Genomic DNA, 23,151 nt, shown 5'->3' with positions numbered 1-23,151 from the left:
AAGGAGGCCCTGGTAAATCTTGGGCCTCCTTTCTATTGGGCCTTAGCGATTCTGGCTGAAAACGCCTAAGTTGAATAGAAAGGTTCGGAATATGGGGGTGTGAAGATGAAATTCCCTTTCGCCAGTCAGCAAGTCGAAGAAGCCTATGATCTGTCGGACCGTGAGGCCCGCGAAGGCCTTTTGCAGCTGCGAGAGATGATCTTTGACACTGCGCAGGCGCAGCCCGATATCGGCGTGATAGAGGAAACGCTGCGTTGGGGGCAGCCAGCCTATCTGACACCAGAAACAAAGGCGGGGAGTACCATCCGCCTGGGCGTTCCAAAAACCGCAAGGTTTGCGTTGTTTGTACATTGCCAAAGCCGCTTGATCCCAGAGTATCTGGCGGAATACCCCATGTGGGACCGGGTGGAGGGCACCCGTGCCGTCCTGTTTGACCATGTCGCAGAGATAGACCCCCTGCGCCACGGTTGGCTGATTGAACAGGCTTTGACCTATCGGTTGCGAAAGAAAAAGGCAGGCAAATAGCCGCGCTTTTGCTCAGCGGCGTTTGCGCTCGACCTTCCGTTTCACCTTGGCAGCCTTATGCTTAGACCGGCTGCTTTTGCGTTTTGCGGTATGTCCTGCTGGGCTGCGCCGACGACCGCCACCCTTGCCGACCCCACCGCCAAAGCCGCCTTTGGGCAGGTCTGCGTCTTCGATCGACAAAAGCTCCAGCTCAAGTCCGCCGGTAACGGGCGCCGCTTGTGTCAGGCGCACCGTTACCCGCTGGCCGAGTGAGATGGTAAACCCGGTATCAGCCCCCATCAAGGTTCCGGCCTCGGCGTCAAAGTGGAAAAATTCCCGCCCGATGGTACGCACCGGTACCAGACCATCCGCCCCGGTTTCGTCCATTTTTACAAAGGCGCCAAAGCGCGCGATGCCACTGATCCGGCCAGCGAACTCATTGCCGACCCGTTCCGATAGATAGGAGGCCAGATAGCGATCGGTGGTGTCCCGTTCTGCGATCATCGAGCGGCGCTCGGTCTCGGAGATATGGGTGGCGGTCTCTTCGAGGCGTTCGATTTCGGCTGGCTGCAAACCATCTTCGCCCCAGCCATGGGCGGAAATCAGCGAGCGATGCACAATCAGGTCAGCGTAGCGGCGAATGGGCGAGGTGAAATGCGCGTAGTTGCGCAGGGCGAGACCAAAGTGACCAAAGTTTTCTGGCGTATAATAGGCCTGCTGCATCGAGCGCAGTGTCGAGATATTGATCAGCTCGGCGTCATCCGTGCCAGCAGCGCCATTCAACAGGGCGTTCAGGTGCTTGGTCTGCAAAACCTGCCCCTTGGCCAGCGGGAAACCGGCCGCCATGGCGGTTTCGCGCAGCGATTCCAGCTTCTCTGGTGCGGGTTCTTCGTGGACCCGGAACAAGAGCGGCGAGCGTTTTTTGATTAGGGTTTCAGCAGCTGAGACATTGGCGAGGATCATGAATTCCTCGATCAGCTTGTGCGCATCCAGCCGGTCGCGGAAGGCCACCGATGTGACCTTTCCGCTGTCGCTCAGCACGATCTTGCGTTCCGGCAGATCCAGATCCAGCGGTTCGCGCCTGGCACGCGCTTTTTTCAACGCGGCATAGGCGGCATAAAGCGGCTTGATCACGGGTTCCAGAAAATGCTCGGTGCGGTCTGTCACCTGACCGTCCATGGCGTCCTGGACCTCAGCGTAATGCAGCGAGGCCTGCGAGCGCATCAGCCCGCGCACAAAGCGGTGCGAGAGCTTGTTGCCCTCTGCATCCACCTGCATCCGCACCGCCAGACAGGGGCGCGGCACGCCCTCGTGCAGCGAGCACAGATCGCCCGACAGCCGGTCGGGCAGCATCGGCACCACGCGATCCGGAAAATAGGAGGAATTGCCGCGTTTACGGGCCTCGCGGTCCAGCTCCGACCCGGTTGTAACATAGGCGGCGACATCGGCAATGGCGACCCAGATGATATGGCCACCAGGGTTCTTGGGGTCGCTATCTGCCTCGGCATAGCAGGCGTCATCGTGATCGCGGGCATCCGCTGGGTCGATGGTGATCAACGGCATATCGCGCAGATCTTCGCGCCCCGACAGGCCCATCGGTTTGGCGGCATCTGCCTCGGAAACCACCTTGTCTGGGAAATCATCAGGAATGCCGTGCTGATGAATGGCGATCAGCGATACGGCCTTGGGGGCGGATGGATCACCCAGCCGGTTGATAACGCGCGCCCGCGGCAGCCCCATGCGGCCCTTGGGACCGGCCTGTTCGGCCTCCACCAGTTCACCATCCTTCGCGCCCTGTACGGCGTCTTCCAGAACGATCCACTCGTTAGAGGAGGATTTGTCGATAGGCACAATGCGGCCGCCCTCAGCCCCTTTGCGGAAGATGCCAATGACCCGCTTGGGATTAATGCCGATGCGGCGGATGATCCGCGCCTCGTAGTGGTGATCCGAGCCCTCGACCTTGCTCAACCGGGCCAGGATGCGATCGCCCTGCCCAAGGGCGGGACCCGCAGGGGTGGTGACCAGCAGCACGACGGGTTCAATCCCCTCGCCGTGCCATTCCAGCGGCTGCGCATAAAGATCGCCGTTTTCGTCCGGGGCCTTGACCAGCAGCACGGTGACGGGCGGCAGTTGCTCGGGATCACGATAGGTCTTGTTGCGCTTTTGCAAATGCCCTTCGGCCTCCAGCTCCTTCAGCAGGCGCTTGAGATCAATGCGGTCGGCGCCCTTGATGCCAAAGGCCTTGGCAATGTCGCGTTTCGATGTCTGGGTCGGGTGGGCGCTGATCCAATCGAGGATCTCGGCCTTGGAGGGAATACGGGTCATATCTCCCGCCTAACACGGCTGGACAGAGAGGTCATGATGAAAAGCGTTGCAGAGCGCGCAACCCTGTTCTCAGGAATTCTTGAGATCGGCTTCGGTGTCTACGTCTCGCAGCTGATCTGTCAGGGCGATCCGGTACCCAGGCAGGCCACGCAATGTATCAGCCAGTGCATGTTCACTGGACCAGCGCACATTCTGAAACAGGCTGCGGGGCAGGCGTTTGGGGTGCTTGACCCCCACCAGCCAATAGCCCCCATCCAATGCAGGGCCAAACACCGCGTCATGGCTGCCAAGCGCGGCAAAGGCGCGGGCAACATGGGCGCGGGTGATGCCGGGAATATCAGCACCAATCAGGCAGGTGGGGCCGGGACCAAAGTTGCGCAACATCTTTCCCATACGCTGACCCAGATCGCCCTGTCCCTGCGGGTGGCGGGCAATATCGCCGGGCCAAATGCGTGAGGAGACGGCCATATCAGGGGCAACAGCAAGCACAATCCTCCAGCGCGGATCCCGAAGACGGCGGATCAGCCGGGCGCTTTGATGGCGAAACCACCAGGTGGCAGCAATATTACCGATGTCACGCCCCAGGCGGGTCTTGACCCGGCCGGGCCGGGGCTCCTTCACCATGATGATCAGGACGGGTTTCACGCCAGCTCCAGCACCATGTCGCGGTGATCAATGCCTGCGTCATCATAGATAGGGCCAAAGGCCTGAAAGCCGAGCTTTTCATAAAAGCCAAGTGCCTGAAGCTGCGCCCCCAGTTTGACGTGAGAGATGCCGGGCGTTTCGCGGGCAATATTGATAGTGGCACGGATGATATCGGCGCCCAGCCCGGTTCCGCGGGCGCGTTCCAGCACGCAGACCCGGCCTACCTTGGCCGTGCCCTCCTGAAACAGAACGCGCGCGGTCCCCACCGGGGTGTCCCCGTCGCGCGCTAGCAGATGTGTCGCCGTTGCGTCCAGCGCATCCTGCTCTTCCTCAATGGGAACGCCCTGCTCTTGGACAAAAACGGTATGGCGCAGGGCAAGGCAGGTTTCAAAGTCCTCTGTCACATCAATGGTCAGGCTCATGCAAAGTAGTCTTTCAGGATGCGGGTGTAGATGGATTTGAGCTGGGTGATCTGCGCGATGGGCACGCATTCGTCGACCTGGTGCATGGTTTTGCCAACCAGGCCAAACTCCACCACCGGGCAGTGATGTTTGACAAAACGCGCATCCGAAGTGCCGCCCGTGGTCGACAGCTCGGGCTTGAGGCCGGTCTCAGCCTCAACGGCGGTAGCAACGAGATCCGACAGGGCGCCGGGCGGGGTGATAAAGCTCTCGCCGGAGATCTTGATGGTCAGGTCTACTGAGACGCCGAACTCGGTTGTGACCCGGTCGACTTCTTCCTGCAGCCAAGCGCTGAGACTGGCGCCGCTATGGCTGTCATTGAAGCGGATATTCACCGTTGCCCTGCTCTGGGCTGGGATCACATTGGTGGCGGGGTTGCCGGTGTCGATGGTCACAACTGCCAAGGTCGAGGCATCAAAATGTTCGGTGCCCTGATCCAGTTCGTGACTGGCAAGGCGATCCATCAGCCGCGCCATGGCGTTGAGCGGGTTATTGGCACGGTGGGGATAGGCGGAGTGACCCTGTTTTCCCGTCACAGTAAACCAGGCGGTCATCGAGCCACGACGACCGATCTTGATCATCTCGCCCATGGTATTGGGGCAGGTGGGTTCGCCTACCAAACAGACATCCATCGCTTCGCCAGCTGTCTCCAAATGGTCGAGCAAAGCGGTGGTGCCATCAATGGCATCGCCTTCTTCGTCTCCGGTGATGGTCAGAATGACGGCCCCGTCGGGGGGCGTGTTGGTAACAAAATCGATCGCAGCAGCGGCAAAGGCTGCAACCCCGGATTTCATATCCGTGGCACCCCGGCCATACATCACGCCCTCCTTAATCTCGGCTCCAAAAGGGGGCATGGTCCAGGCGGCCTCATCCCCCAGGGGCACCACATCGGTATGGCCATTAAAACCAAATGTACGCGCATGGCCTTTGTCGCCCCAGCGGGCAAAGAGGTTGGCAATACCACCCCTGTCAACGCGAGTGCAGGCAAAGCCTGCTTGGGTCAGCAGTTCGTCGAGCAGTTGCAGGGCTCCGCCCTCTTCTGGGGTTACCGAGGGGCAGCGGATCAGATCTGCGGTCAAGCTGACAGGGTCAATGGGGGGCATGCAGAGGTTCCTGTGTAGTGCCGGAATTTGGCGCCTGGACTATGGTTTTAGGGGTTTAGCGCGCTTTGCAAGCCCGTGCAAATAGGGGTCTCAAACAAAGGGTAAAGAGCCCCATAGGTCATCCTGTCTGTTGTGCCTCTTGTGGCGCAAAAGCTGCGCGTGCTCTCTTGAAAAAACTTCCGGGATGACTCTGCGCAAAAACACGTGTTAAGAAAATATTAATTAATAAGACCAGAGGCAGGTCACCAGAGCGCAAAACACCACAAAGTGGGTTTGCCAACAAAAATAAAGGGCCGGGACAGGTCCTGGCAACGCAGTGGGACTCCGCTGTGGCGCGGTCGGTGATATGCCTCTCCAATTGAGGACTGGGCAAGGCAAATGGCGACAGCAGCAGAGCTGGGATACGATACCGGTGCGAGTGCCACCGAGATGGCCGAAGAGATATTTGGCGATGGTGTCACCGTGGTTAGCGCCGACTACACAGGCGACAGCCGATCATCGGCGATATATTCAAACGGCGATGCCCTAGCCCCCGGTGCCACACCTGGCGACACAGGTGTTATTCTGTCAACGGGACGGGCCAACAGCTACACCAACTCCAGTGGTGATCCAAACCGGGCGCCCAATACGTCACGCAATACCAGCGGCGAAAACAATAATTCCGAGTTCAACCAGGTCGCGGGTGCACGCACTTACGATGCCTCTTACCTTGATGTGAGCTTTATTCCTGACAGCTCCGTAATGACCATTGAGTTTGTGTTCTCCTCTGAAGAGTTCCCGGAATATCAGGACTCGATCTATCAGGATGTGGTGGCGGTCTGGGTCAACGGCTCGGCGGTTGAAATGGACGTCAGCGGTGGTACCGCTAATCCAGGCAACATCAGCGCCTCAATCAATGAAAACCTATACCTTGATAACACTGGGGACGATTACAACACTGAGATGGATGGCCTGACCATCACCATGACGCTGACCATGCATGTCAATCCCGGTGAGGTGAATGACATACGCATCGGCATCGCTGATGTCGGTGACAGCAGCTACGACAGTAACCTGTTGATCGCTGCCGACTCGGTGCAAACTGATCTGGTTGCGGTGACAGATGAGGCCCATGTCGCGCCTGATGGCAGTAAGGTTGTCGATGTGTTGGCCAATGACGTCAGTCCCTCGGGCGGGGTTTTGACGATCACCCATGTCAATGGGGTAGAGGTCACGGCGGGATCCATAGTGACGCTTGCCAGTGGGCAGCAGGTAGAGGTGAACGGAGACGGCACCCTGACGCTTTATGGTGATGGGGATATTGAGGATTTCAACTTTACCTACACCGCGAGCAACGGGGAAAACAGTGACACTGGTTTTGTGAATGCCAGTTCGATTCCTTGCTTTGTGGCTGGCACCCTGATCCGCACGCCCGACGGAGAAGTGCCGGTGGAATGTTTGCAGCCCGGCGATCTGGTAAGCACCAGGGACCATGGGGCACAACCGCTGCGTTGGATCGGCTCCCGCAGCGTTGCAGCTGAGGGCGACTTTGCGCCGATTCTTATTCGGTCGGGGTGCTTTGGATCCCATCGCGATCTGTTGGTTTCACCCCAACACCGCATCTTGCTGCGCGACGCCTATGCGGAGCTTTTGTTCGGGGAAGGTGAGGTTCTGGTGGCAGCAAAAGATCTGTTGAATGGGGGCAGTGTTTCCCGTCAGTTCGGCGGCGAGGTTACCTATGTTCACCTGTTGTTTGACCAGCACCAAGTGATCTACTCCGAAGGGCTGACAACTGAGAGTTTTTTGCCGGGACCGCAGACGGCGGAGCTGTTTGAACAACCTGTATTGCAAGAGATCTACGCGCTGTTTCCTGAGCTCGACCCTGAAACCGGCCTGGGCTATGGCGCCTCTGCCCGACCTGGGTTGAAGGCGTTTGAAGGCAGGCTATTGGCCGCTGTGCAGGCCGCCTGACGCAATGGGTTGGCTGGGCATCAATGATCTGGAGCAGGGGTGCTTAGATCTCTCCGGGCTGTCGCAGGCCCAGAGGGACGAAGGCGGTGGCGATGCATTGATGCTGCGCGGAACCTTGGTGCTAGAGATGTCGATCCCGGATAGTCGGAGGCCAGAACCGCTGTTGCTGTTCTCCCAAGGGGGCGATTGGCCCATTGATTTACGGATCCAGGCCGTGCCCGGGGGCGGGGTGAGCCTCGTGTTGCAACACTCTGGCAGCCTGTCTCATGCGACGCTTAATCCCAGCGGGGCCGGCCGCGCTGGGCAGGTCAGGTTGACCTATGCCTGGGACAGCCTGTCAGGATATGCACGCCTGGCGCTGGAACGCGCCGACAGTGATCGGGTGCAAATCACTTTGCTGCCACCGCCCTGCCCATGGCGGTATCAGGATCTGCAGGCGGTGATCTCCCCTGGGCCGTTTCGGTTTGTCGCAGAGGCCGTGACCTATCTGGCGATCTCCACCGCCTTAGAGCCGGTAGGGCCGATGCCGGGTCTTGATCCGGCGACGCCGGTCGCGACGCCACAGGGCTATCGCCGGGTAGACAGCCTGAAACGTGGCGATCTGGTGCTCAGCGAGACAGGCGGCAGCCTACCTGTTCTACATGTCTTGCATCGGGAGGTGCCAGCCTTGGGGATCTTTCGACCCGTGACCCTGCGCGCTCCCTTTTTTGGGTTGCAGCAGGGCATTCAGGTCTCAGCCTCGCAGCGGGTGGTGGTGAGCGGCAGTGAGGTCGAATATCTGTTTGGCCGACCAGAGGTTTTGGTGCCTGCACGCCATCTGATGGGAACATCTGTCGCGACACCGGGTCAGGCTAAGGGATTCACCACGCGCTATACGCAGCTTGTGTTACCGGATCACGCCCCCTTGCTTGCGGCGGGGGCGGTTCTCGAAAGTCTCTATCTGGGAAGTCTGCGGCGCGATGCACTGCGTCTGCAAGCCAGCCAATTGGCAGCGGTGGACCGTATGACCCTGCCCGAACATGGTCCCCCCAGATATCCGGTTCTGCGAGCCTTTGACGCAGCAGTGCTGGCGGAACGTCGGGTGGCGTGAGGGGTTCAAGCTTGCCTGAGCGAGTTGAACCACCTAAGACATATTCAGAAATGCTGTATTTAGCTTTGAGGTATTGACGTGCGTGTTCTTCGCTTCATCACCCCGTTTCTCTTCCTGCTTTGGGGAAATGCGCTGACGGCGCAGGTGGTCGATGTCAATACCGTGACGCGGCCTCCGTTTTCAATGATCGAAAACGGCCGGGAAACCGGTTTCTCTATCGAGCTGCTGCGCGAGATCTCCAATCGTTTGGGCTGGGAGCTTAACATCCACCGCAAGGATACATTCTCTGAGATGTTGGCGGGTGTTAGCAACACTGAGGTGGCATTGGCAGCGGCAAATATTTCGATCACCGCGAGCCGCGAAGCTGAGATGGATTTTAGCCAACCGGTTTTTGAGAGTGGTTTGCAGATCTTGGTCCAGGCTGCAGATGTGCGTGAACCATCGCTGATGCATGCCCTGCTGTCCTGGGATCTGGCCTTGGCCATTGGGTTGGCATTTTTGCTGCTGTTGGTTGGCGGCATGTTCATGTGGGCGCTGGAGCGTCGCGCACAGCCCTATTTCGACCGCCCTCTCAAAGAGGCCTGGTTTCCTTCTTTCTGGTGGGCGCTCAATCTGGTCGTGAATGGCGGTTTTGAAGAACGGGTGCCACGCACAGCTATCGGACGGGTGTTTGGCGTAATGTTGGTGCTGTCTTCGCTTTTCATCGTGTCGATATTTGTCGCCAAGATCACCGCCGTGATGACGGTAGAGGCAATCAGCGGATCCGTTACCTCTGTGAATGACCTCTATGGCAAACGCACAGGCACCATCGAGGGGTCCACTGCGGCGAGCTTCTTGCAACGGCGCGATATCGATTACCGCGGCTTTGAGAACCTGGATGACCTTCTATCGGCCTTTGAGGTCGGAGATATTCGAGTTGTGGTCTTTGATGCCCCGGTTTTGAACTACTATGTTCAGCAAGGCGGCAGTGAGTACGGGCGTACTGTTGGTCCCGCCTTCCTGCGTGAATACTACGGCTTTGCCTTCCCACAGGGGTCTGAGCTGACCGAGCAGGTCAATCGGAGCCTGCTCGAGATGCAGGAGGATGGCAGCTATGAGGCGCTTTATCACAGTTGGTTTGGACGGTTGAACTGACCGATACCTTTGACAGGGTCAGGTCTGAACCGTCGCTGTGCCTGGCCTGGCAAAAATGGCTAGTGAAAGGTCGGCTCCTGGCCTTCGAAAAACGGAGTCATCTGAGCGACGATCACAGCGTTTTCTTCCAGCGCACGCTGCATCAGCGCAAGCTCTTCTTCACCGATCTCGTGACCTTCTTCCTGGCGTTCGGCCAGCGTACCATAGCCGGTGACATCCAGCGGAGCGGTATCCGCCTGCTTTAAGATGGCGACAGTTTCGCGCACGGCCTCTGCCTCATCCACGCCAGAGGCATAGATCATCAAGGCGGCCCCGGTTGCACCTTCGGGGAGGCCGTCACCCTCTTTGCGACCGATCTGAACCAGAAGCGTATAGACCTGTTGGCGGGATATCTTCTTTTTTTCCATAGCGTCGCCATAGCCCTGTCGGCGCCTTGGGGTCAATCGAATTCAGATTGATTGTATCCGCGACCCCCCTTTGGCTGAAACTGCGGCATTCACCTTGCGGTAAGGCCCATCCAGTTAGATGGGGCCAATGATTCCTTTTATGCACTCCGGTTGCGTTCACCCCGAGTGACTTTCGACAAATAAGGGTTACGACATGCCAACCGCTTCTGAGCTGCCCATTGATACCTCTGCAACCGCTTTGGACATGGCGGAAGCAATGTTTGGCGATGGTATCTTAATCCAAAGCGCAGACTATATCGGGGCGGCGGCATCTTCGGGTATCTATACGGACGGCGACACGGTTGCCCCTGGTGTTACGCCTTCGGACACCGGTGTCATCCTGTCCACAGGCCGGGCGACGGATATCACCAACAGTTCCGGAGATGCGAATACCTCCGCCAGCACGAGCGGCAATATGGGGACCGCTGGCAACAGCGACCTGAGCGAAATCGCCGGGGGAACCACCTTTGACGCAGCCATTTTTGAGGCGGAATTCATCCCCTCCGGGTCAACGCTTACGATGCAATTCACCTTCTCGTCTGAGGAATATCTGGAATATGTCGACCAGGGTTTTAACGATGCCATTGGGGTATGGGTCAACGGCGAAAAGGCTGAACTGACAATCGGAAACGGCGATGTTTCTATCGACAATTTCAACACCGGATCGAACGAAGATCTCTATGTCAACAACCCGCAGGGGGACAATCTATACAACACAGAGATGGACGGCTTCACAGTCACTTTGACCCTGAAGGCCCCAGTCAACCCTGATGAAGTGAATACGATCATGATCGGCATCGCTGATGCTGGGGACGCGGCATATGACTCTAACCTATTGATTGCCGGTGATTCTATCCAAACATCACTGGTTGCTCAGGATGACGAAGTCTCTGTCCAAGAGGGCAGTGCCACGACCTTGGATGTGCTGGACAATGACATCCACGCCAGTGGGACTAGTCTAACGATCACAGAAATTAACGGCCAGCCGGTTGTTGCCGGCTCGAGCGTCACCTTGGCAGGGGGCGAAGTGGTAACGCTCAATCCCGACGGTACCATGTCCATCGAGGGTCAGGATGATGTGGATGCTGATGAAGAGACAACCTTCACCTACACAGTCGAAGATGATCTGGGGAACACGGATACTGGCGTTGTTGAAGTCACCACAACGCCCTGTTTCGTGGCAGGCACCCTAATTGATACACCTACCGGCCTCGTGGCAATAGAGCATCTAGAGCCCGGTGATCTGGTATTGACCCGTGATAGCGGCGCCCAGCCCCTGCGCTGGATCGGCAGCTCATTGCGGCGCGCCGAGGCCGCCGAAGCCCCGGTGCGATTTGCGGCGGGTGCTTTGGGCGATCACGCAGAGCTGGAGCTGTCCCCCAGTCACCGGGTATTGATTCAGGATCAATGGGCCGAGGTGCTTTTTGGGACCTCTGAGGTACTTGTTAAGGCGGAAAATCTGGTCAATGACCGCAGCATCACCCGGCGCAGGGATGCAGCACCGGTCACCTATGTGCATCTCCTGTTTGACCAGCACGAAATCATCTGTGGCAACGGGTTGGAGAGCGAGAGCTACCATCCCGGCGCTGAAACGCTGGATAGTTTTGACTCTGAAACCCGTGCTGAGGTTCTGGAGCTGATGGGGGGAGACCTTGAAGGATATGGGGCCAGCGCTCGCCTGTCCTTGAAACCTTTTGAAGCCCGCGCTTTGCTCAGCGGAACCAGTTTGACGATCTAAACTCTGTACATCTCGCTTGCGACGGTGCTCCAAACTCTCCAAAATTATGTCTGTACATATTCAGATATAGGATAGCCCATGCGGTTCTCGCTTGCACAGATCTTGCCACAGGCGTGGAAAAACGGTGGTGGCTCAACGAGGGAATTGGCGCGCGCCAGTGCGACAGGCCAGGACGAAGGGCAGATGGTCTGGCGGGCCAGCTTGGCGCAGATTAATCAAGATGGCGCTTTCTCCGTCTTTCCTGGTTATAGGCGAATTCATTGCATCGTTTCCGGTGGCGGGCTGTGCCTGACCAATGCCGATGTTCAGCTTAGGGCTGATCCCTTGCAACCGTTGTTTTTTGACGGTGGTCTGGATTTGGTTGCGCAGCTGCAGGATGGCCCCTGCGAGGCCTTCAATTTGATTTACGATCCCAATGAAATCCGCCCAGAGATGCAGATTTGTGGGCTCGGCCTGCATCAACTTGGCGATGCGACACATTTGGTCTTTGTTCTGGAGGGCGAACTGCGGCTGGAAACCTCCGAGGGTGTTGAGCATCTTAGCCCCGGGGAGGGTTGGCAGGGCGAGGCATCTGGTGTTGCCCATATCGCGCAGGATGGCAGGGCCGTATTGTTGCGGTTAGAGCATCTTTAGGCCGGTTCAAAAAGAAAACGCGCCTCCTTTGGATCAAGGAGGCGCGCAGATTTTAAAATCGGGATCGGCAGGATCAGTCGCGCAGCAGCTCGTTGATGCCAGTCTTGGAGCGGGTCTGTGCATCGACACGCTTCACGATCACGGCGCAATACAGGCTGACGTTGTTCTTTGAGGGCATCGAGCCAGAAACCACCACCGAATAGGGGGGGACTTCGCCATACATCACTTCGCCGGTTTCGCGGTCGACGATTTTGGTGGATTTGCCGATGTAGACGCCCATGCCAAGAACCGAGCCTTCGCGCACGATGCAGCCTTCGACCACCTCGGAACGTGCCCCGATAAAGCAGTTGTCTTCGATGATGGTGGGGCCGGCCTGCATGGGCTCAAGCACGCCGCCGATGCCAACACCGCCTGACAGGTGCACGTTTTTGCCGATCTGGGCGCAGGAGCCAACGGTGGCCCAGGTGTCGACCATGGTGCCTTCATCGACATAGGCGCCGAGGTTCACAAAGGAGGGCATCAGCACCACGCCGGGGGCTACATAGGCGCTTTTGCGTACGATGCAGTTGGGAACGGCGCGGAACCCGGCCTCTTTCCACTCAGCATCGCCCCAGCCCATGAATTTGCTGTCGACCTTGTCCCACCAGCTGGATCCCTGCGGACCACCAGACTGCATTTCCATATCTTTGATACGAAAGCCGAGCAGAACCGCCTTTTTGGCCCACTGGTTCACATGCCAGTCGCCGCTGTCCAGTTTTTGGGCAACCCGCAGTGAACCGGAGTCCAGCGCCTGCAATGTGGCTTCGATGGCCTCGCGCTGCTCGCCTGTGGTGGCGGGGGTAATGCTGTCACGGGCCTCCCAGGCGGCCTCGATCGCGGTTTCCAGCTGAGCGTTGGACATGGGGGGTACTCCGGCGTGTTTGATAAGTTTAGGATTCGCAGCTTTCTAACGGCAATCTGTCCGCAGGTCATGCCCGGATTGCGCTCAAAATGACGCTCACCCCGGCGTTTTGTTGTCTTTAGCTGACGCGACGCAGGTGGCGACGCAGGATTTCGCAGGCGGCAGCGGCATCCTGGCGCTGCATTGCCTGTACAATGGCAGCGTGATCTTGGTCTATCCGGGGGCGCCATTGCTGCCGCCAATTGGCAAACAGATGCCGCGCCGAGGCAATATGGAGATCATCAATTGCGGTGAGCAGTCGTGGCATTTCGCAGGGTGTCAGGATTGCCCGGTGAAAAGCCCGATTGCAGCGTTCCCAGGTTGTCATGTCCTCAGCCGCATCACAGGCAATACGGGCATCCTCGGCCATGCGCAGGTCGGCTTTGGTAAGGCGGGCAAAGGAATGAGTGAGCGCGAGCACCTCAAGCGAGACCCGCATTTCAATCACTTCGCGGATTTCCGCAGGGTTTAGCGCGCTTACGCGTGTGCCGCGCCGGGGCGCTGAGATCGCCAGCCCATGGGCTTCGAGCCGCAGTAAGGCTTCGCGGACCGGCACATGGCTGGTGTCGAACGCCCGCGCAATATGCTCCTGGCGCAGTTTCTCACCGGCTTTCAGCGCGCCTGTCACGATCTGCTCGCTTAGGGCCTGATAGATTGTATCTGCAATTGTTGCGGTCATGACAGGTCGATAGGGCTCGGGTGCTGCTGGTGCAAGCCTCAGGCCAGCGGATCTGGGGCGATATTGCCACCACAGAGCAACACAGCCACTTTTTCACCCGGTTCAGGCTGGTAGGCCCCAGAGGTCAGCGCTGCCAGAGCGGTGGCCCCTGCAGGTTCAACCAACAGGCGGCGTTCGCGCCAAAGGGCCGTTTGTGCGGCCGTGATTGCGGCGTCATTGACGGTCAAAGAGGTGAGCGTACCCGTTTGGCTGTGCTGCTGCGCCAAATCAAAACAGATGGAGCCGATCCGCCGGGCGCCGAGTGCATTTGCCGCCACGCCAGACACTTCAACATCTCTTGGGGTGCCAGCAGCAAGCGCGGCATTTAGCGCACAGGAGGTTTCCGGCTCTACTGCGATGATCTTTTTGCCGCCTTGGAACCAGGCCATTGCGCCGGCAATCAACCCGCCGCCGCCGACGGCGATAATTACGGTATCCGCCGCAAGGCCCTGGGCCTGCCATTCAGCAAAGCAGGTGCCCTGACCGGCAACGGTGCCCGGGGCGTCATAGGCATGGACCTGCATTGCGCCGGTCTCTTGTTCATAGACCTGTGCCTGTTCAAGCGCATTGGCATAGGCACCGGGCACCACCTGTAGATCAGCACCGCTGTCTCGGATCAGGGAGATTTTTGCAGGCCCAGCCATTTCGGGCACATAGATACGGGCTTTGTGCCCCAGCTTGTGGGCCGCGTAACCCACTGCGGCACCATGATTGCCACCGGAGGCGGCCACCAGGCCAGAGGCTTGAACCTTCTGGCTCAGCAGCGTGTTGAACGCACCGCGCGCCTTGAAACTGCCGGTATGCTGCATGTGCTCCAGTTTCATCTCAATGGGATAGCCTAGGCCGAAACCGTTTCCTTGCATCACCGGAGTGACCTGAATGTGGCCTGTAATACGTGCTTGGGCAGCGTTGATTTCCGGTTTCCAGTCCATGTCGGCCTCTCTTAGTTGCAGCGCCCAGACCTTAGCGATTGATCGCCCTGGCACAAGGGTCTCCGGGCGGAGAGGCAAACTGGGCGAAACTGCGCGCCGGGGCTGGTGCCTCCGGTCAGATGAGGGTTAAGCTGGGCCTCTCATTTATCTAATAGGATTGCCTGACCCGCCATGAGTGATGATCGCCACAGCCGCTTTCCGGATGCCCATTCCGACAGAGATCGCGCCGAACATGTGCAATTGACGCCACAATCGGCCTCTCCAGCCTATAGTCTGGCCTTCGCAGACGAGGATTTCCTGTGCCGCGAGGAGTTGCGTCCGGTTCGGTTGCAGCTCGAGCTGCTCAAAGCGCAGCTTATGCTGGATGAGCAGGGTATTGATAGCACCGTCGTCATGTTTGGCGGCGCGCGCATTCCTAGCCCCACCAACAAAGACAGCGCCCGCACTCAGACCCTGGCCGATCTGTCACATTTCTACGATGAGGCCCGCGAATTTGCTCGCATGATGACTGAAAGCTCAATGAAGAGCGGCGGGCGCAAGAATGTGATCGTCACGGGCGGTGGTCCTGGTGTGATGGAAGCAGGCAACCGCGGTGCGATGGATGCAGGGGGGAAATCCGTTGGGCTGTCCATCGTGTTGCCTCACGAACAGGCCCCAAATGGCTATGTCACCCCTGAGCTGAGCTTTAATTTCCACTACTTTGCCATTCGCAAGATGCATTTCCTGATGCGTGCGGCGGCAATCACGGTGTTCCCGGGGGGCTTTGGCACCCTGGATGAACTGTTTGAGAGCCTTACCCTAATTCAGACCGGCCGTATGGAGCGGGTGCCCTTTATCCTGTTTGGACGTGCCTTTTGGGAGAAGATCATCAACTGGGAAGCGCTGGCAGATGCCGGCACGATCTCGGATCAGGATCTTGAGCTGTTCAAGTTTGTTGAAACCGCTGAAGAGGCGGCGGAAATCATCAACACCTGGTCGCCGGAGCCTGCCCGCGACAGCCTGCCTGGCCGCGAGCGCTAGGCGCTAATTTCAACAGCGCCAGCCCAAAACAGGTGGGAGCTGTTTTGGGCCGGTTGCTTTAGAGATCATAAAGTCTGGGCATGGGGTGTGGGGCACCATGCCCTAGAGTGGAAAATTGGAGTGGAAAACTGATTTAGGAGTGATGATCCTCTTTGGTGAGGGGGAATGCTTACGAAAGGCTGTTTAGGCGAATTCTGCTGGCAGAACACCAATTTCGGTGCCCTTGGGCAGGCTGGTCACGATTTGAGCGCCATCAACATTCTTGATCGCATAGCCATAGCCACGCAGGCGGAATTGCCATTCACGGGGGCTCAGCGCTTTTTCACGCTCTTCGCGGATCAGGTCGAGCACATAGGGCTCAAGATTGCTGTTGGCGGGTTGCGGCGTATGTGTTTCCAGTTTCATGCTCAGTCCTCATGGATTCTTTTGATTGTTTCCTGGGATTGAAACTGTTGGTCTCCTGTGGCCGGAATATATCCGGTTTGAGGAAAGATTGTGGCAGCGCACTTTTGCCGCCTCAGGGCCACATAAAAACGCCCCGGACCCTAGGATCGCGAGGCGTTTTAGTATCACTGAAGTGAATGTTGGGTCAGGCAGTCAAGATTTTACGCCTGCCTCTGCCTCGATCTGTTTGCGGCTTTTGCGGGCGCGCTCGGTTGCGGATTTCAACTGGCCGCAGGCCGCCATGATGTCTTCGCCGCGGGGTTTGCGGATCGGCGAGGCATAGCCGGCATCATGGATGATATCGGCAAAGGCATGGATGCGGTTGTTGGATGAACGCTGGTAGGGTGAACCGGGCCACTCATTAAAGGGAATAAGGTTGATCTTAGCTGGAATACCCTCGATCAATTTGACCAGCCGATGGGCGTCTTCCTTGCTGTCATTTACGTGGTCCAGCATCACATATTCAAAGGTGATGCGTTCTGAGTTGGCGAGACGCGGGTAGGCGCGCAGGGCCTCAAGCAGAGCTTCGATGTTCCAACGTTTGTTGATTGGCACCAGCTTGTCGCGCACCTCATCAGTGGTGGCATGGAAGGAGACTGCCAACAGGCAACCGATTTCCTGCGCAGTGCGGGCGATTTCCGGCACCACACCCGAGGTCGACAGGGTGATGCGGCGACGGCTGAGCTGGATGCCTTCGGGATCCATGGCGATCTTCATCGCGTCGCGCACGTTGTCAAAATTGTACAGCGGCTCGCCCATGCCCATCAGCACGATATTGGAAAGCAGCCGTGCCTCATCGGGGTTGCGGGTGCCGGGGACGGGCCATTCGTCCAGATCATCGCGTGCCATCATTACCTGGCCGATGATTTCGGCAGCGGTGAGGTTACGCACCAGTTTCTGCGTGCCGGTGTGGCAGAAGGAACATGTCAGAGTACAGCCCACCTGGCTGGAAATGCACAGGGTGCCGCGATCGGTTTCGGGGATATAGACGACTTCTACTTCGTGACCACCGGCGATGCGCACCAGGTATTTGCGGGTGCCATCCTCGGAAACCTGTTTGCTGACCACCTCTGGGATGGCGATCTCAAAACCCTCTTCCAGTTGGGCACGCAGGGCTTTCGAGAGATTTGTCATCTCGGAGAAGTCGCGTTTTCCCCATTGGTAAATCCATTGCCAGATCTGACCGACCCGCATCTTGGCCTGTTTTTCAGGGACCCCAATACCGACCAGCGCCTGGCGCATCGCATCGCGAGTCATGCCGACAAGATTGGTCTTGCCCGCCTCGGCCTCCTTGCGGGGAACTGTCAGGATATCCGGGGTGATTGGCGCGTTGGCGGTCATGGCAGATCGACTCTAAATCAGGAGGGTGGATGCGGCTCTATATAGGAATTTGTTCGAAGATCAAAAGGAAACCGCTGTGGGTATTTGGGCAGGGTGCCTTTGAACAGGTAGTAAAAAGGCCGCCCCGCTGCTGCGGGGCGGCCGGATCTGCGCGCTGAACCTGATAATTCAGGTCCTATTTTGCGGCGGGTTCCCAGGCGAAGGCCTGAAACGGTGCATCAAGAGGTGTGTCAAACAAAGAGTTGGTGAAATTGGACAGGATTTTCTGGGCATAGATCACCAGGAGATCCATCATCGCCTTGTTGTCGTAGCCGGCTTTGAGAAAACGGGCTGTTGCGGCTGCCTCCGGGTGGCCATGTGTTTCACGCACAGCCAGCGCAAAACTGCGCAGGGCTTCCAGCCGATCACTGGGCAGCGGGGTCTCATTGCGCAGGGCGTCAATGATCGTGGCGTCGATTTTCTCGCCCTGGGCGATCATCGTATGGGCTGGAACACAGTAGTGACACTGGTTTGCGACATTGATTGTCAGCCAGATGACTGTGCGTTCCTCAGGACTAAAACCTGAGGCCTCGGCCAGTCGGTGGAGCTGAAAATAACCTTCCAACAGTGCGGGGCTTTCAGCCATGACGGCGTAGAGGTTTGGCACCATGCCATAGGTCTTGATGGAGTCCTCCAGCAGAGGTTTGGCGGCTTCTGGGGCGGTTTGCAGGGTGTGGAGTGTGGCTTTGGCCATGATTTGGTCCTCTTAGGTTAGGTTTCCCCTAGCTAAGAGCGCAGGCAAGAAGGATAACCGGCAGCGACCCACAAGGGGATGTGCAGGAGAGAACCGACTTCTCGGCCTTGTGGTTTGGCGTGAGCCTGGCGTGTTGTCGCGCGTTTGTCTTGAGGCAAAGAAAAAGCCCGGTCAAATGACCGGGCTGAAACAAAACGGGTAGAACCATCAGCAGGCTGGTTAGCTGCTGCAGCGCTTTTCGGCGTCTTCAATGGCTGCGGTAAACCCGAGCAGCGAGAAGGAGTCCTTGGTTTGGGTGCCCCGCGCTGAGCGCGCAGTCAGCACCGCACCAGCGCCACGTTTCATGGCGGTGATGATCTTGGCATCATCCGCCGCCGTCGCAGGCCAGGCCCATTCGCCTTCGGTAAAAAGTTCAAATTCGGTATCGCCAATGGTCATGTTGACGGTCGACCCAGGGGCAAAGGGGTAGCCGCCGGTAAAGGTAACCTGACCCTTGCCGCCGTTGTCTGGACGGTAGAACACAAAGAGCTGGATTTCACTGCGGCGCACGGCGACCACGCGGCCATCGCGGGTATTGACGCTTTCTTTGGGGGCAGATACGCCCCAGCATTCTTTTGGGCTTTCACCCTGAAAGACGCTCCAATCCACATTTGCGCCGACGCGATTGTCGGTTGTGGTTTGCTGCGCGGTTGCTGTTGTGGCCATAGCGGCCAGACACAGGCCCGCGATCATACGGGCGAGTTTCGATGCCATTTGTCTCGACTCCAAGACTGTCTCTACCTCAATTACTCTGAGAGCGAGCAGCGTTAAGACCGCCGTCTGTACCAGATGCTCTCGCTTGCCATACACAAGCACACTAACGTAACAAGCGCTACGGGCGAAAGTGCGTTTGGCAGGAATTCGCCAAGAAAAGAGGCTGAAACAATGACAAAACCAGTACCAATGGCGGAAATTTGGCGCGGTTCCCTGCTGGAGAGCCTGCATTTGGGTCATGCAGTGATCTGCGATGATACAGGTCAGATTGTACGCAGCTGGGGTAATTCTGATGCGGTGATCTATCCGCGCAGCTCTGCCAAGATGATCCAGGCCCTGCCGCTGATTACGTCCGGGGCAGCTGCTAAATATGGCCTGACCTCAGAGCAGCTTGCACTGTCTTGTGCCTCACATAATGGCGCGCATATCCATACAGACCGGGTCAATAGCTGGTTGGCGCAGCTGGGGCTGGGCGATGATGATTTTCGCTGTGGCCCGCAGGAACCGGATGATATCCCAGCCCGCAACGCTCTCATCAAAACCGACACCAGCCCCTGCCAGGTGCATAACAACTGTTCCGGCAAACACGCTGGGTTTTTGACCCTGAACCAGCACCTGGGTGCTGGGCCGGACTATGTCGAGATGGACCATCCAGTGCAGCAGGCCTGCCTGACCGCCTTTGAGGAGGTCACGGATATGGCAAGCCCCACTTATGGCATTGATGGCTGTTCGGCGCCGAATTTTGCCACGACCGTGCATGGTCTGGCGCGGGCGATGTCCTGGTTTGCCTCGGCTGCGGATCGTTCGGATCGAGCCTCAGATGCTGCGGCGCAGCTGGTTTCGGCGATGGCGACACATCCGGATCTCGTGGCGGGGGAAACCCGTGCCTGTACCAATCTGATGCGGGCCATGGGCGGCAAGGTTGCGGTGAAAACCGGCGCCGAAGCCGTGTTTGTCGCAATCATTCCCGAAAAGAAATTGGGCGTAGCGGTCAAAATCACTGACGGTGCCACGCGCGCCAGCGAATGCGTTATTGCCTCTATTCTGGTGGGGCTGGGCGTGCTGGAGGCGGATCACCCGGAGACCCGCAAATACATCAACGCGCCTCTCTTGAACCGACGCGGCATAAACTGCGGCTCTGTGCGGCCCAGCGCCGAGATGCTGTTCTAGCAAAGGCCATTTGTCCAGAGCCCTCTATAAGGCCCAAGACAGAAAACGGGGGGCTCCCGCCCGTCGGCGTTTCTGGGTCGAAACGTCTCCCGTTGGGCCCGGCGCCGCGCTGTCGCGCGGCGCGGCTGCGGCTGAAACTGAGGGCGGCGGCTTGGGGGCTAGAGCATGTCCCAGATCAGCTTAATCGCCAGTGCAACTGAGGTGAGCACAAGCAGAGGTTTGATCAGCCTGGCGCCTTTGGTCTGGGCCAGAGTGGCGCCAGCCTGTGCACCGGCAATTTGCGCTATTCCCATGCACAGCCCGGTGATCCACCAGGGCGCTGCCACCAGGGCAAAGGCACAAAGCGCCCCAGCATTGGAGGCCAGGTTCAGCAGCTTGGTATGAGCGGTGGCCTTGAGAATCCCGTAGCCTGCAAGTGAGACAAAGGCGAGCATGTAGAAACTGCCCGCTCCGGGCCCCAGCAACCCGTCATAGGCCCCACAGAGCGGCACCATGGTCATTGCAAAGACCGCTGGGCTGAGGCGACGGGCGCGATCCTGATCGCCAAGGCCTTTCTTAAGGGCAAAGAACAGCGCGATACCGATGAGCAAAACCGGCAGAATAAGGCGGATCCAGCCGGTAGGCAGGATGGTGATCAACAAAGCACCCAGGATTGATGCAGCAAAGGCAATAAGCGCTGAGCCTGCCTGTTCTCTCAGGTTTACATGGCCGCCTTTTGCATAGGCGCGGGCTGCCGTGGCAGCGCCAAACAACCCTTGGATTTTATTGGTGGCCAGGGCGGTGACCGGATTGGCGCCGGCCAACAAGAGGACAGGCACGGTGATCAAGCCGCCGCCGCCTGCCACGGCATCAATGAATCCCGCCGCAAAGCCTGCCACCATCAAGAGCAGCAGGGTTTCAATCCCGACTTCAAGCATGCAAGCCTACCCTTTGAATGCGTCGCGGGCGTAGCCCTGTATATACAACAGCGCGGTCAGGTCACCGTGGTTGATGCGGATCTCACACTGGTCAGCAACAGAAGGTTTGGCATGCAAAGCCACGCCAGATCCGGCGCGCAGCAACATGCCCAGATCATTGGCACCATCGCCAACAGCTATGACATCAGCCTCGGTAATGGAGAGCCTGGCGGTGATCTGCTCGAGCGCCTCTACCTTTGCTTCGCGGCCTAGGATCGGCAGGCCGGGCTCACCTGTCAGCTTTCCATCCGCCACCAACAACGTATTGGCGCGGTTTTCATCAAAGCCAAGCTTGGCCGCAATGCGGGCGGTAAAGGCGGTAAAGCCACCGGAGACCAGCGCCGCATAGGCGCCATCGGCCTTCATCGTGGCCAGCAGAGCCGGACCACCGGGCATCAGGGTGATGCGGGTATCCAGAACCTTGCCTATCACGGATTCAGGCAGGTCCTTCAGCAGAGCAACCCGTTCGGTCAGAGCGCCGTCAAAATCCAGCTCTCCATTCATGGCGCGGGCGGTGATTGCCTTTACCCGAGGACCGACACCGGCCTCTTCGGCCAGTTCATCAATGCATTCCTGTTCAATCATGGTCGAATCCATATCGGCCAGAAGCATCTTTTTCCGCCGGTTGGCGCGCGGTTGAACAACCAGATCTACGCCGAGGCTCTGAAGGTCTTCCCAGACCTGCCATTGATTTTCGGGCTGGATGTCGAGCGGAAATTCTGCTGCAACATCAGGGGCAAGCCATGTTGCATCACCGCCGCCCCAGGCATTTCGCAGCGAGTCAACCAGGGCAGGGTTTAGGCAGGGTTTAGCGGGGTTGCAAAGCAGCGTAGCGATATACATGGGGCAGTTCCATCTGGCGCGAGGGTCGCGCTCTCATAGCGCCCAGAGCGAACGGGAACCAGCCCCCAAACTTCAGGAAGCATTGAACCGCTTCTATAGGTCGCCCTTTTCGGACATCAGCACAGCGATCCAACGCGTATGGGAAATTTCGGCCAGGATGATCATCACCATGGCAGTCAATGGCACCGCCAGGATGGCGCCGGTCATGCCCCAGAGTGTGCTCCAGACCGCCAAGGCGAGAAGCACGGTAAAGGGGCTGAGGTTGACCGACCGGCCAAGAAACTTTGGCTCGATATAGTAGGCGACTACAATCTGCGGGATCATCAGCAACACGAGGGCCAGGCCTGCATGGGAAAATGAGGTGAACTGAATCAGGCTCATGGTGACAGGGAAGACCACGGCAATAACCGAGCCAATGTAGGGAATGTAGTTCAGCAGACCAATGATGATGGCCCAGAATGCCGGATGCGCGATGCCCAGAAGTTTCAGCAGGGCAAAGGAAACCAACGCAAGGATTACGTTGACCAGTGTCTTTGCGGCGAGATAATTGCCGATCCTTTCGTTAATTTTGCGGACGAGCTCCATGGTATGTTCCGATTGGGCGTGATTGCCCAACGCCCTGCGGGTTTTGTCGGGAAGGCTGTCGAGTTCGGCCAGGATAAAGATGGCATAAAGCGCCGCCGCGATGATCAGCGAGCCGCCATTGCTGATGGTTGCCAGCGCGGTGGGCATCAGCGTGGTGGCATCGACCATATCCAGTAGATATTCGCCCAGATTGCCCCAGTTGGGTTCTTGTTTCATGCCAACGGCGGTGAGGAATTTGCTCTGCAGTGCGTCAAAGTTTGCGGCATACTGTGGCAGCGCCGCAGACAGGGAAGTGGCGCTGGCGGTGATAAAGGAGGCCAGGATCAGGAAACCCAGAGTGATGAGGACGACGGCCAGCAAGCGGCGTAATCGCCGGGGCAGTCGACCAATCAATGGCACCGGGACCAGGGCGTCAGCAGCGGTGGTGAGAATATAGACAGCAATGATACCAACCAAAACCGGTAGCAGGATTTCCTGGCCCGCGACCAGCAGCCATCCCACCATCAGGATCAGGGCAAGAGAATAGGTCACCAGCGCGAGTCTGCTTGTCATTGAATACCTCGAATCATCCTTCCCCATGTGGCAAGGAATTTGAAAAATCATAGGCCCGCGCATCGGAAATACCATCTGGCCCAGCAAGACTTTGGTAGGGAAGTTTCCGAAAGGCGTCAAAACCTGTCGCAAAAA

At 58.1% G+C, this 23,151-nt stretch carries 23 protein-coding genes; 8 read left to right on the top strand and 15 right to left on the bottom strand.

All coding sequences use genetic code 11. The features are described from left to right. The first annotated feature begins 105 nt into the window (after positions 1-105). On the top strand, positions 106-525 hold the full coding sequence (locus MED193_RS13005; protein WP_009810194.1) for a DUF1801 domain-containing protein: 420 nt from the start codon (positions 106-108) through the stop codon (positions 523-525). Between the two features lie 12 nt (positions 526-537). On the opposite strand, the gene rnr is transcribed toward MED193_RS13005, so the two are convergent. From rnr to dapE, 4 genes are all read right to left on the bottom strand, one after another. Then, the gene (rnr, locus tag MED193_RS13000) at positions 538-2,829 is read right to left on the bottom strand and encodes a ribonuclease R (protein WP_009810193.1); all 2,292 of its coding nucleotides are present in this window, start codon (positions 2,827-2,829) and stop codon (positions 538-540) included. 69 nt (positions 2,830-2,898) lie between these two features. After that, the gene (locus MED193_RS12995) at positions 2,899-3,474 is read right to left on the bottom strand and encodes a TIGR04282 family arsenosugar biosynthesis glycosyltransferase (RefSeq protein ID WP_009810192.1); all 576 of its coding nucleotides are present in this window, start codon (positions 3,472-3,474) and stop codon (positions 2,899-2,901) included. Further along, positions 3,471-3,896: a GNAT family N-acetyltransferase gene (locus MED193_RS12990; protein ID WP_009810191.1), complete on the bottom strand. Its 426-nt coding sequence runs from the start codon at positions 3,894-3,896 to the stop codon at positions 3,471-3,473. Before MED193_RS12990 ends, MED193_RS12995 begins: the two co-directional genes overlap by 4 nt. Continuing rightward, complete coding sequence (dapE, locus tag MED193_RS12985; protein ID WP_009810190.1) at positions 3,893-5,038, bottom strand: succinyl-diaminopimelate desuccinylase; 1,146 nt, start codon at positions 5,036-5,038, stop codon at positions 3,893-3,895. Before dapE ends, MED193_RS12990 begins: the two co-directional genes overlap by 4 nt. Positions 5,039-5,416: 378 nt before the next feature. Here dapE and MED193_RS12980 point away from each other — a divergent pair, with 378 nt between their 5' ends. From MED193_RS12980 to MED193_RS12970, 3 genes are all read left to right on the top strand, one after another. Next, on the top strand, positions 5,417-6,988 hold the full coding sequence (locus tag MED193_RS12980; protein ID WP_009810189.1) for a Hint domain-containing protein: 1,572 nt from the start codon (positions 5,417-5,419) through the stop codon (positions 6,986-6,988). Between the two features lie 4 nt (positions 6,989-6,992). Beyond that, on the top strand, positions 6,993-8,078 hold the full coding sequence (locus MED193_RS12975) for a Hint domain-containing protein (protein ID WP_009810188.1): 1,086 nt from the start codon (positions 6,993-6,995) through the stop codon (positions 8,076-8,078). Positions 8,079-8,156: 78 nt separating this feature from the next. After that, a complete protein-coding gene (locus tag MED193_RS12970) occupies positions 8,157-9,212 on the top strand; it encodes a transporter substrate-binding domain-containing protein (protein WP_009810187.1) in 1,056 nt (351 codons plus the stop codon). Positions 9,213-9,271: 59 nt separating this feature from the next. Here the strand turns inward: MED193_RS12970 and MED193_RS12965 are convergent, their stop codons facing one another. Continuing rightward, positions 9,272-9,619 carry a hypothetical protein gene (locus tag MED193_RS12965; RefSeq protein WP_009810186.1) on the bottom strand — a complete coding sequence of 116 codons (348 nt, stop codon included), beginning with the start codon at positions 9,617-9,619 and terminating at the stop codon, positions 9,272-9,274. Between the two features lie 193 nt (positions 9,620-9,812). Between MED193_RS12965 and MED193_RS12960 the strand changes: the two genes are divergently transcribed. Beyond that, entirely contained in the window at positions 9,813-11,396 is a 1,584-nt protein-coding gene (locus MED193_RS12960; RefSeq protein ID WP_009810185.1) for a choice-of-anchor L domain-containing protein, read from the top strand. Positions 11,397-11,474: 78 nt separating this feature from the next. Beyond that, positions 11,475-12,029 carry a HutD family protein gene (locus MED193_RS12955; protein WP_009810184.1) on the top strand — a complete coding sequence of 185 codons (555 nt, stop codon included), beginning with the start codon at positions 11,475-11,477 and terminating at the stop codon, positions 12,027-12,029. A gap of 73 nt (positions 12,030-12,102) precedes the next feature. Here MED193_RS12955 and dapD read toward each other — a convergent pair whose 3' ends face one another. The 3 genes from dapD to MED193_RS12940 all read right to left on the bottom strand — a co-directional run bounded on the left by dapD (position 12,103) and on the right by MED193_RS12940 (position 14,619). Beyond that, positions 12,103-12,930, bottom strand: a complete 828-nt coding sequence (dapD, locus tag MED193_RS12950; protein ID WP_009810183.1) for a 2,3,4,5-tetrahydropyridine-2,6-dicarboxylate N-succinyltransferase — start codon at positions 12,928-12,930, stop codon at positions 12,103-12,105. A 118-nt stretch (positions 12,931-13,048) separates the two neighbouring features. Continuing rightward, positions 13,049-13,648 carry a GntR family transcriptional regulator gene (locus MED193_RS12945; protein WP_009810182.1) on the bottom strand — a complete coding sequence of 200 codons (600 nt, stop codon included), beginning with the start codon at positions 13,646-13,648 and terminating at the stop codon, positions 13,049-13,051. A gap of 38 nt (positions 13,649-13,686) precedes the next feature. Continuing rightward, positions 13,687-14,619 (bottom strand): threonine/serine dehydratase, encoded by a 933-nt coding sequence (locus tag MED193_RS12940; protein WP_009810181.1) that lies wholly within the window; start codon positions 14,617-14,619, stop codon positions 13,687-13,689. Between the two features lie 171 nt (positions 14,620-14,790). Here MED193_RS12940 and MED193_RS12935 point away from each other — a divergent pair, with 171 nt between their 5' ends. After that, entirely contained in the window at positions 14,791-15,639 is an 849-nt protein-coding gene (locus tag MED193_RS12935) for a TIGR00730 family Rossman fold protein (protein WP_009810180.1), read from the top strand. 183 nt (positions 15,640-15,822) lie between these two features. On the opposite strand, the gene MED193_RS12930 is transcribed toward MED193_RS12935, so the two are convergent. The 4 genes from MED193_RS12930 to MED193_RS12915 form a co-directional block, all read right to left on the bottom strand. After that, positions 15,823-16,044, bottom strand: coding sequence for a hypothetical protein (locus MED193_RS12930; RefSeq protein WP_009810179.1), 222 nt, complete (start codon positions 16,042-16,044; stop codon positions 15,823-15,825). 192 nt (positions 16,045-16,236) lie between these two features. Beyond that, entirely contained in the window at positions 16,237-17,424 is a 1,188-nt protein-coding gene (gene rlmN / locus MED193_RS12925; RefSeq protein ID WP_009810178.1) for a 23S rRNA (adenine(2503)-C(2))-methyltransferase RlmN, read from the bottom strand. Between the two features lie 175 nt (positions 17,425-17,599). Further along, positions 17,600-18,157, bottom strand: coding sequence for a carboxymuconolactone decarboxylase family protein (locus MED193_RS12920; RefSeq protein ID WP_009810177.1), 558 nt, complete (start codon positions 18,155-18,157; stop codon positions 17,600-17,602). A gap of 219 nt (positions 18,158-18,376) precedes the next feature. After that, on the bottom strand, positions 18,377-18,910 hold the full coding sequence (locus MED193_RS12915; protein WP_039966175.1) for an invasion associated locus B family protein: 534 nt from the start codon (positions 18,908-18,910) through the stop codon (positions 18,377-18,379). Positions 18,911-19,081: 171 nt separating this feature from the next. On the opposite strand from MED193_RS12915, the gene MED193_RS12910 reads away from it, so the two are divergent. Then, positions 19,082-20,080 (top strand): asparaginase, encoded by a 999-nt coding sequence (locus tag MED193_RS12910; protein WP_039966173.1) that lies wholly within the window; start codon positions 19,082-19,084, stop codon positions 20,078-20,080. Positions 20,081-20,238: 158 nt separating this feature from the next. On the opposite strand, the gene MED193_RS12905 is transcribed toward MED193_RS12910, so the two are convergent. From MED193_RS12905 to MED193_RS12895, 3 genes are all read right to left on the bottom strand, one after another. Further along, entirely contained in the window at positions 20,239-20,997 is a 759-nt protein-coding gene (locus tag MED193_RS12905) for a TSUP family transporter (RefSeq protein ID WP_009810174.1), read from the bottom strand. Positions 20,998-21,003: 6 nt separating this feature from the next. Then, positions 21,004-21,879 (bottom strand): phosphoserine phosphatase SerB, encoded by an 876-nt coding sequence (gene serB, locus MED193_RS12900; RefSeq protein ID WP_009810173.1) that lies wholly within the window; start codon positions 21,877-21,879, stop codon positions 21,004-21,006. A 93-nt stretch (positions 21,880-21,972) separates the two neighbouring features. Continuing rightward, positions 21,973-23,016, bottom strand: a complete 1,044-nt coding sequence (locus tag MED193_RS12895; protein ID WP_009810172.1) for an AI-2E family transporter — start codon at positions 23,014-23,016, stop codon at positions 21,973-21,975. Positions 23,017-23,151: the final 135 nt, after the last annotated feature.

It is taken from the genome of Roseobacter sp. MED193, assembly GCF_000152965.1.
GTDB lineage: Bacteria > Pseudomonadota > Alphaproteobacteria > Rhodobacterales > Rhodobacteraceae > Pseudophaeobacter.
The sequence above is the reverse complement of the archived record's forward strand: the minus strand, read 5'-3'. Positions and strand labels throughout refer to the sequence as shown.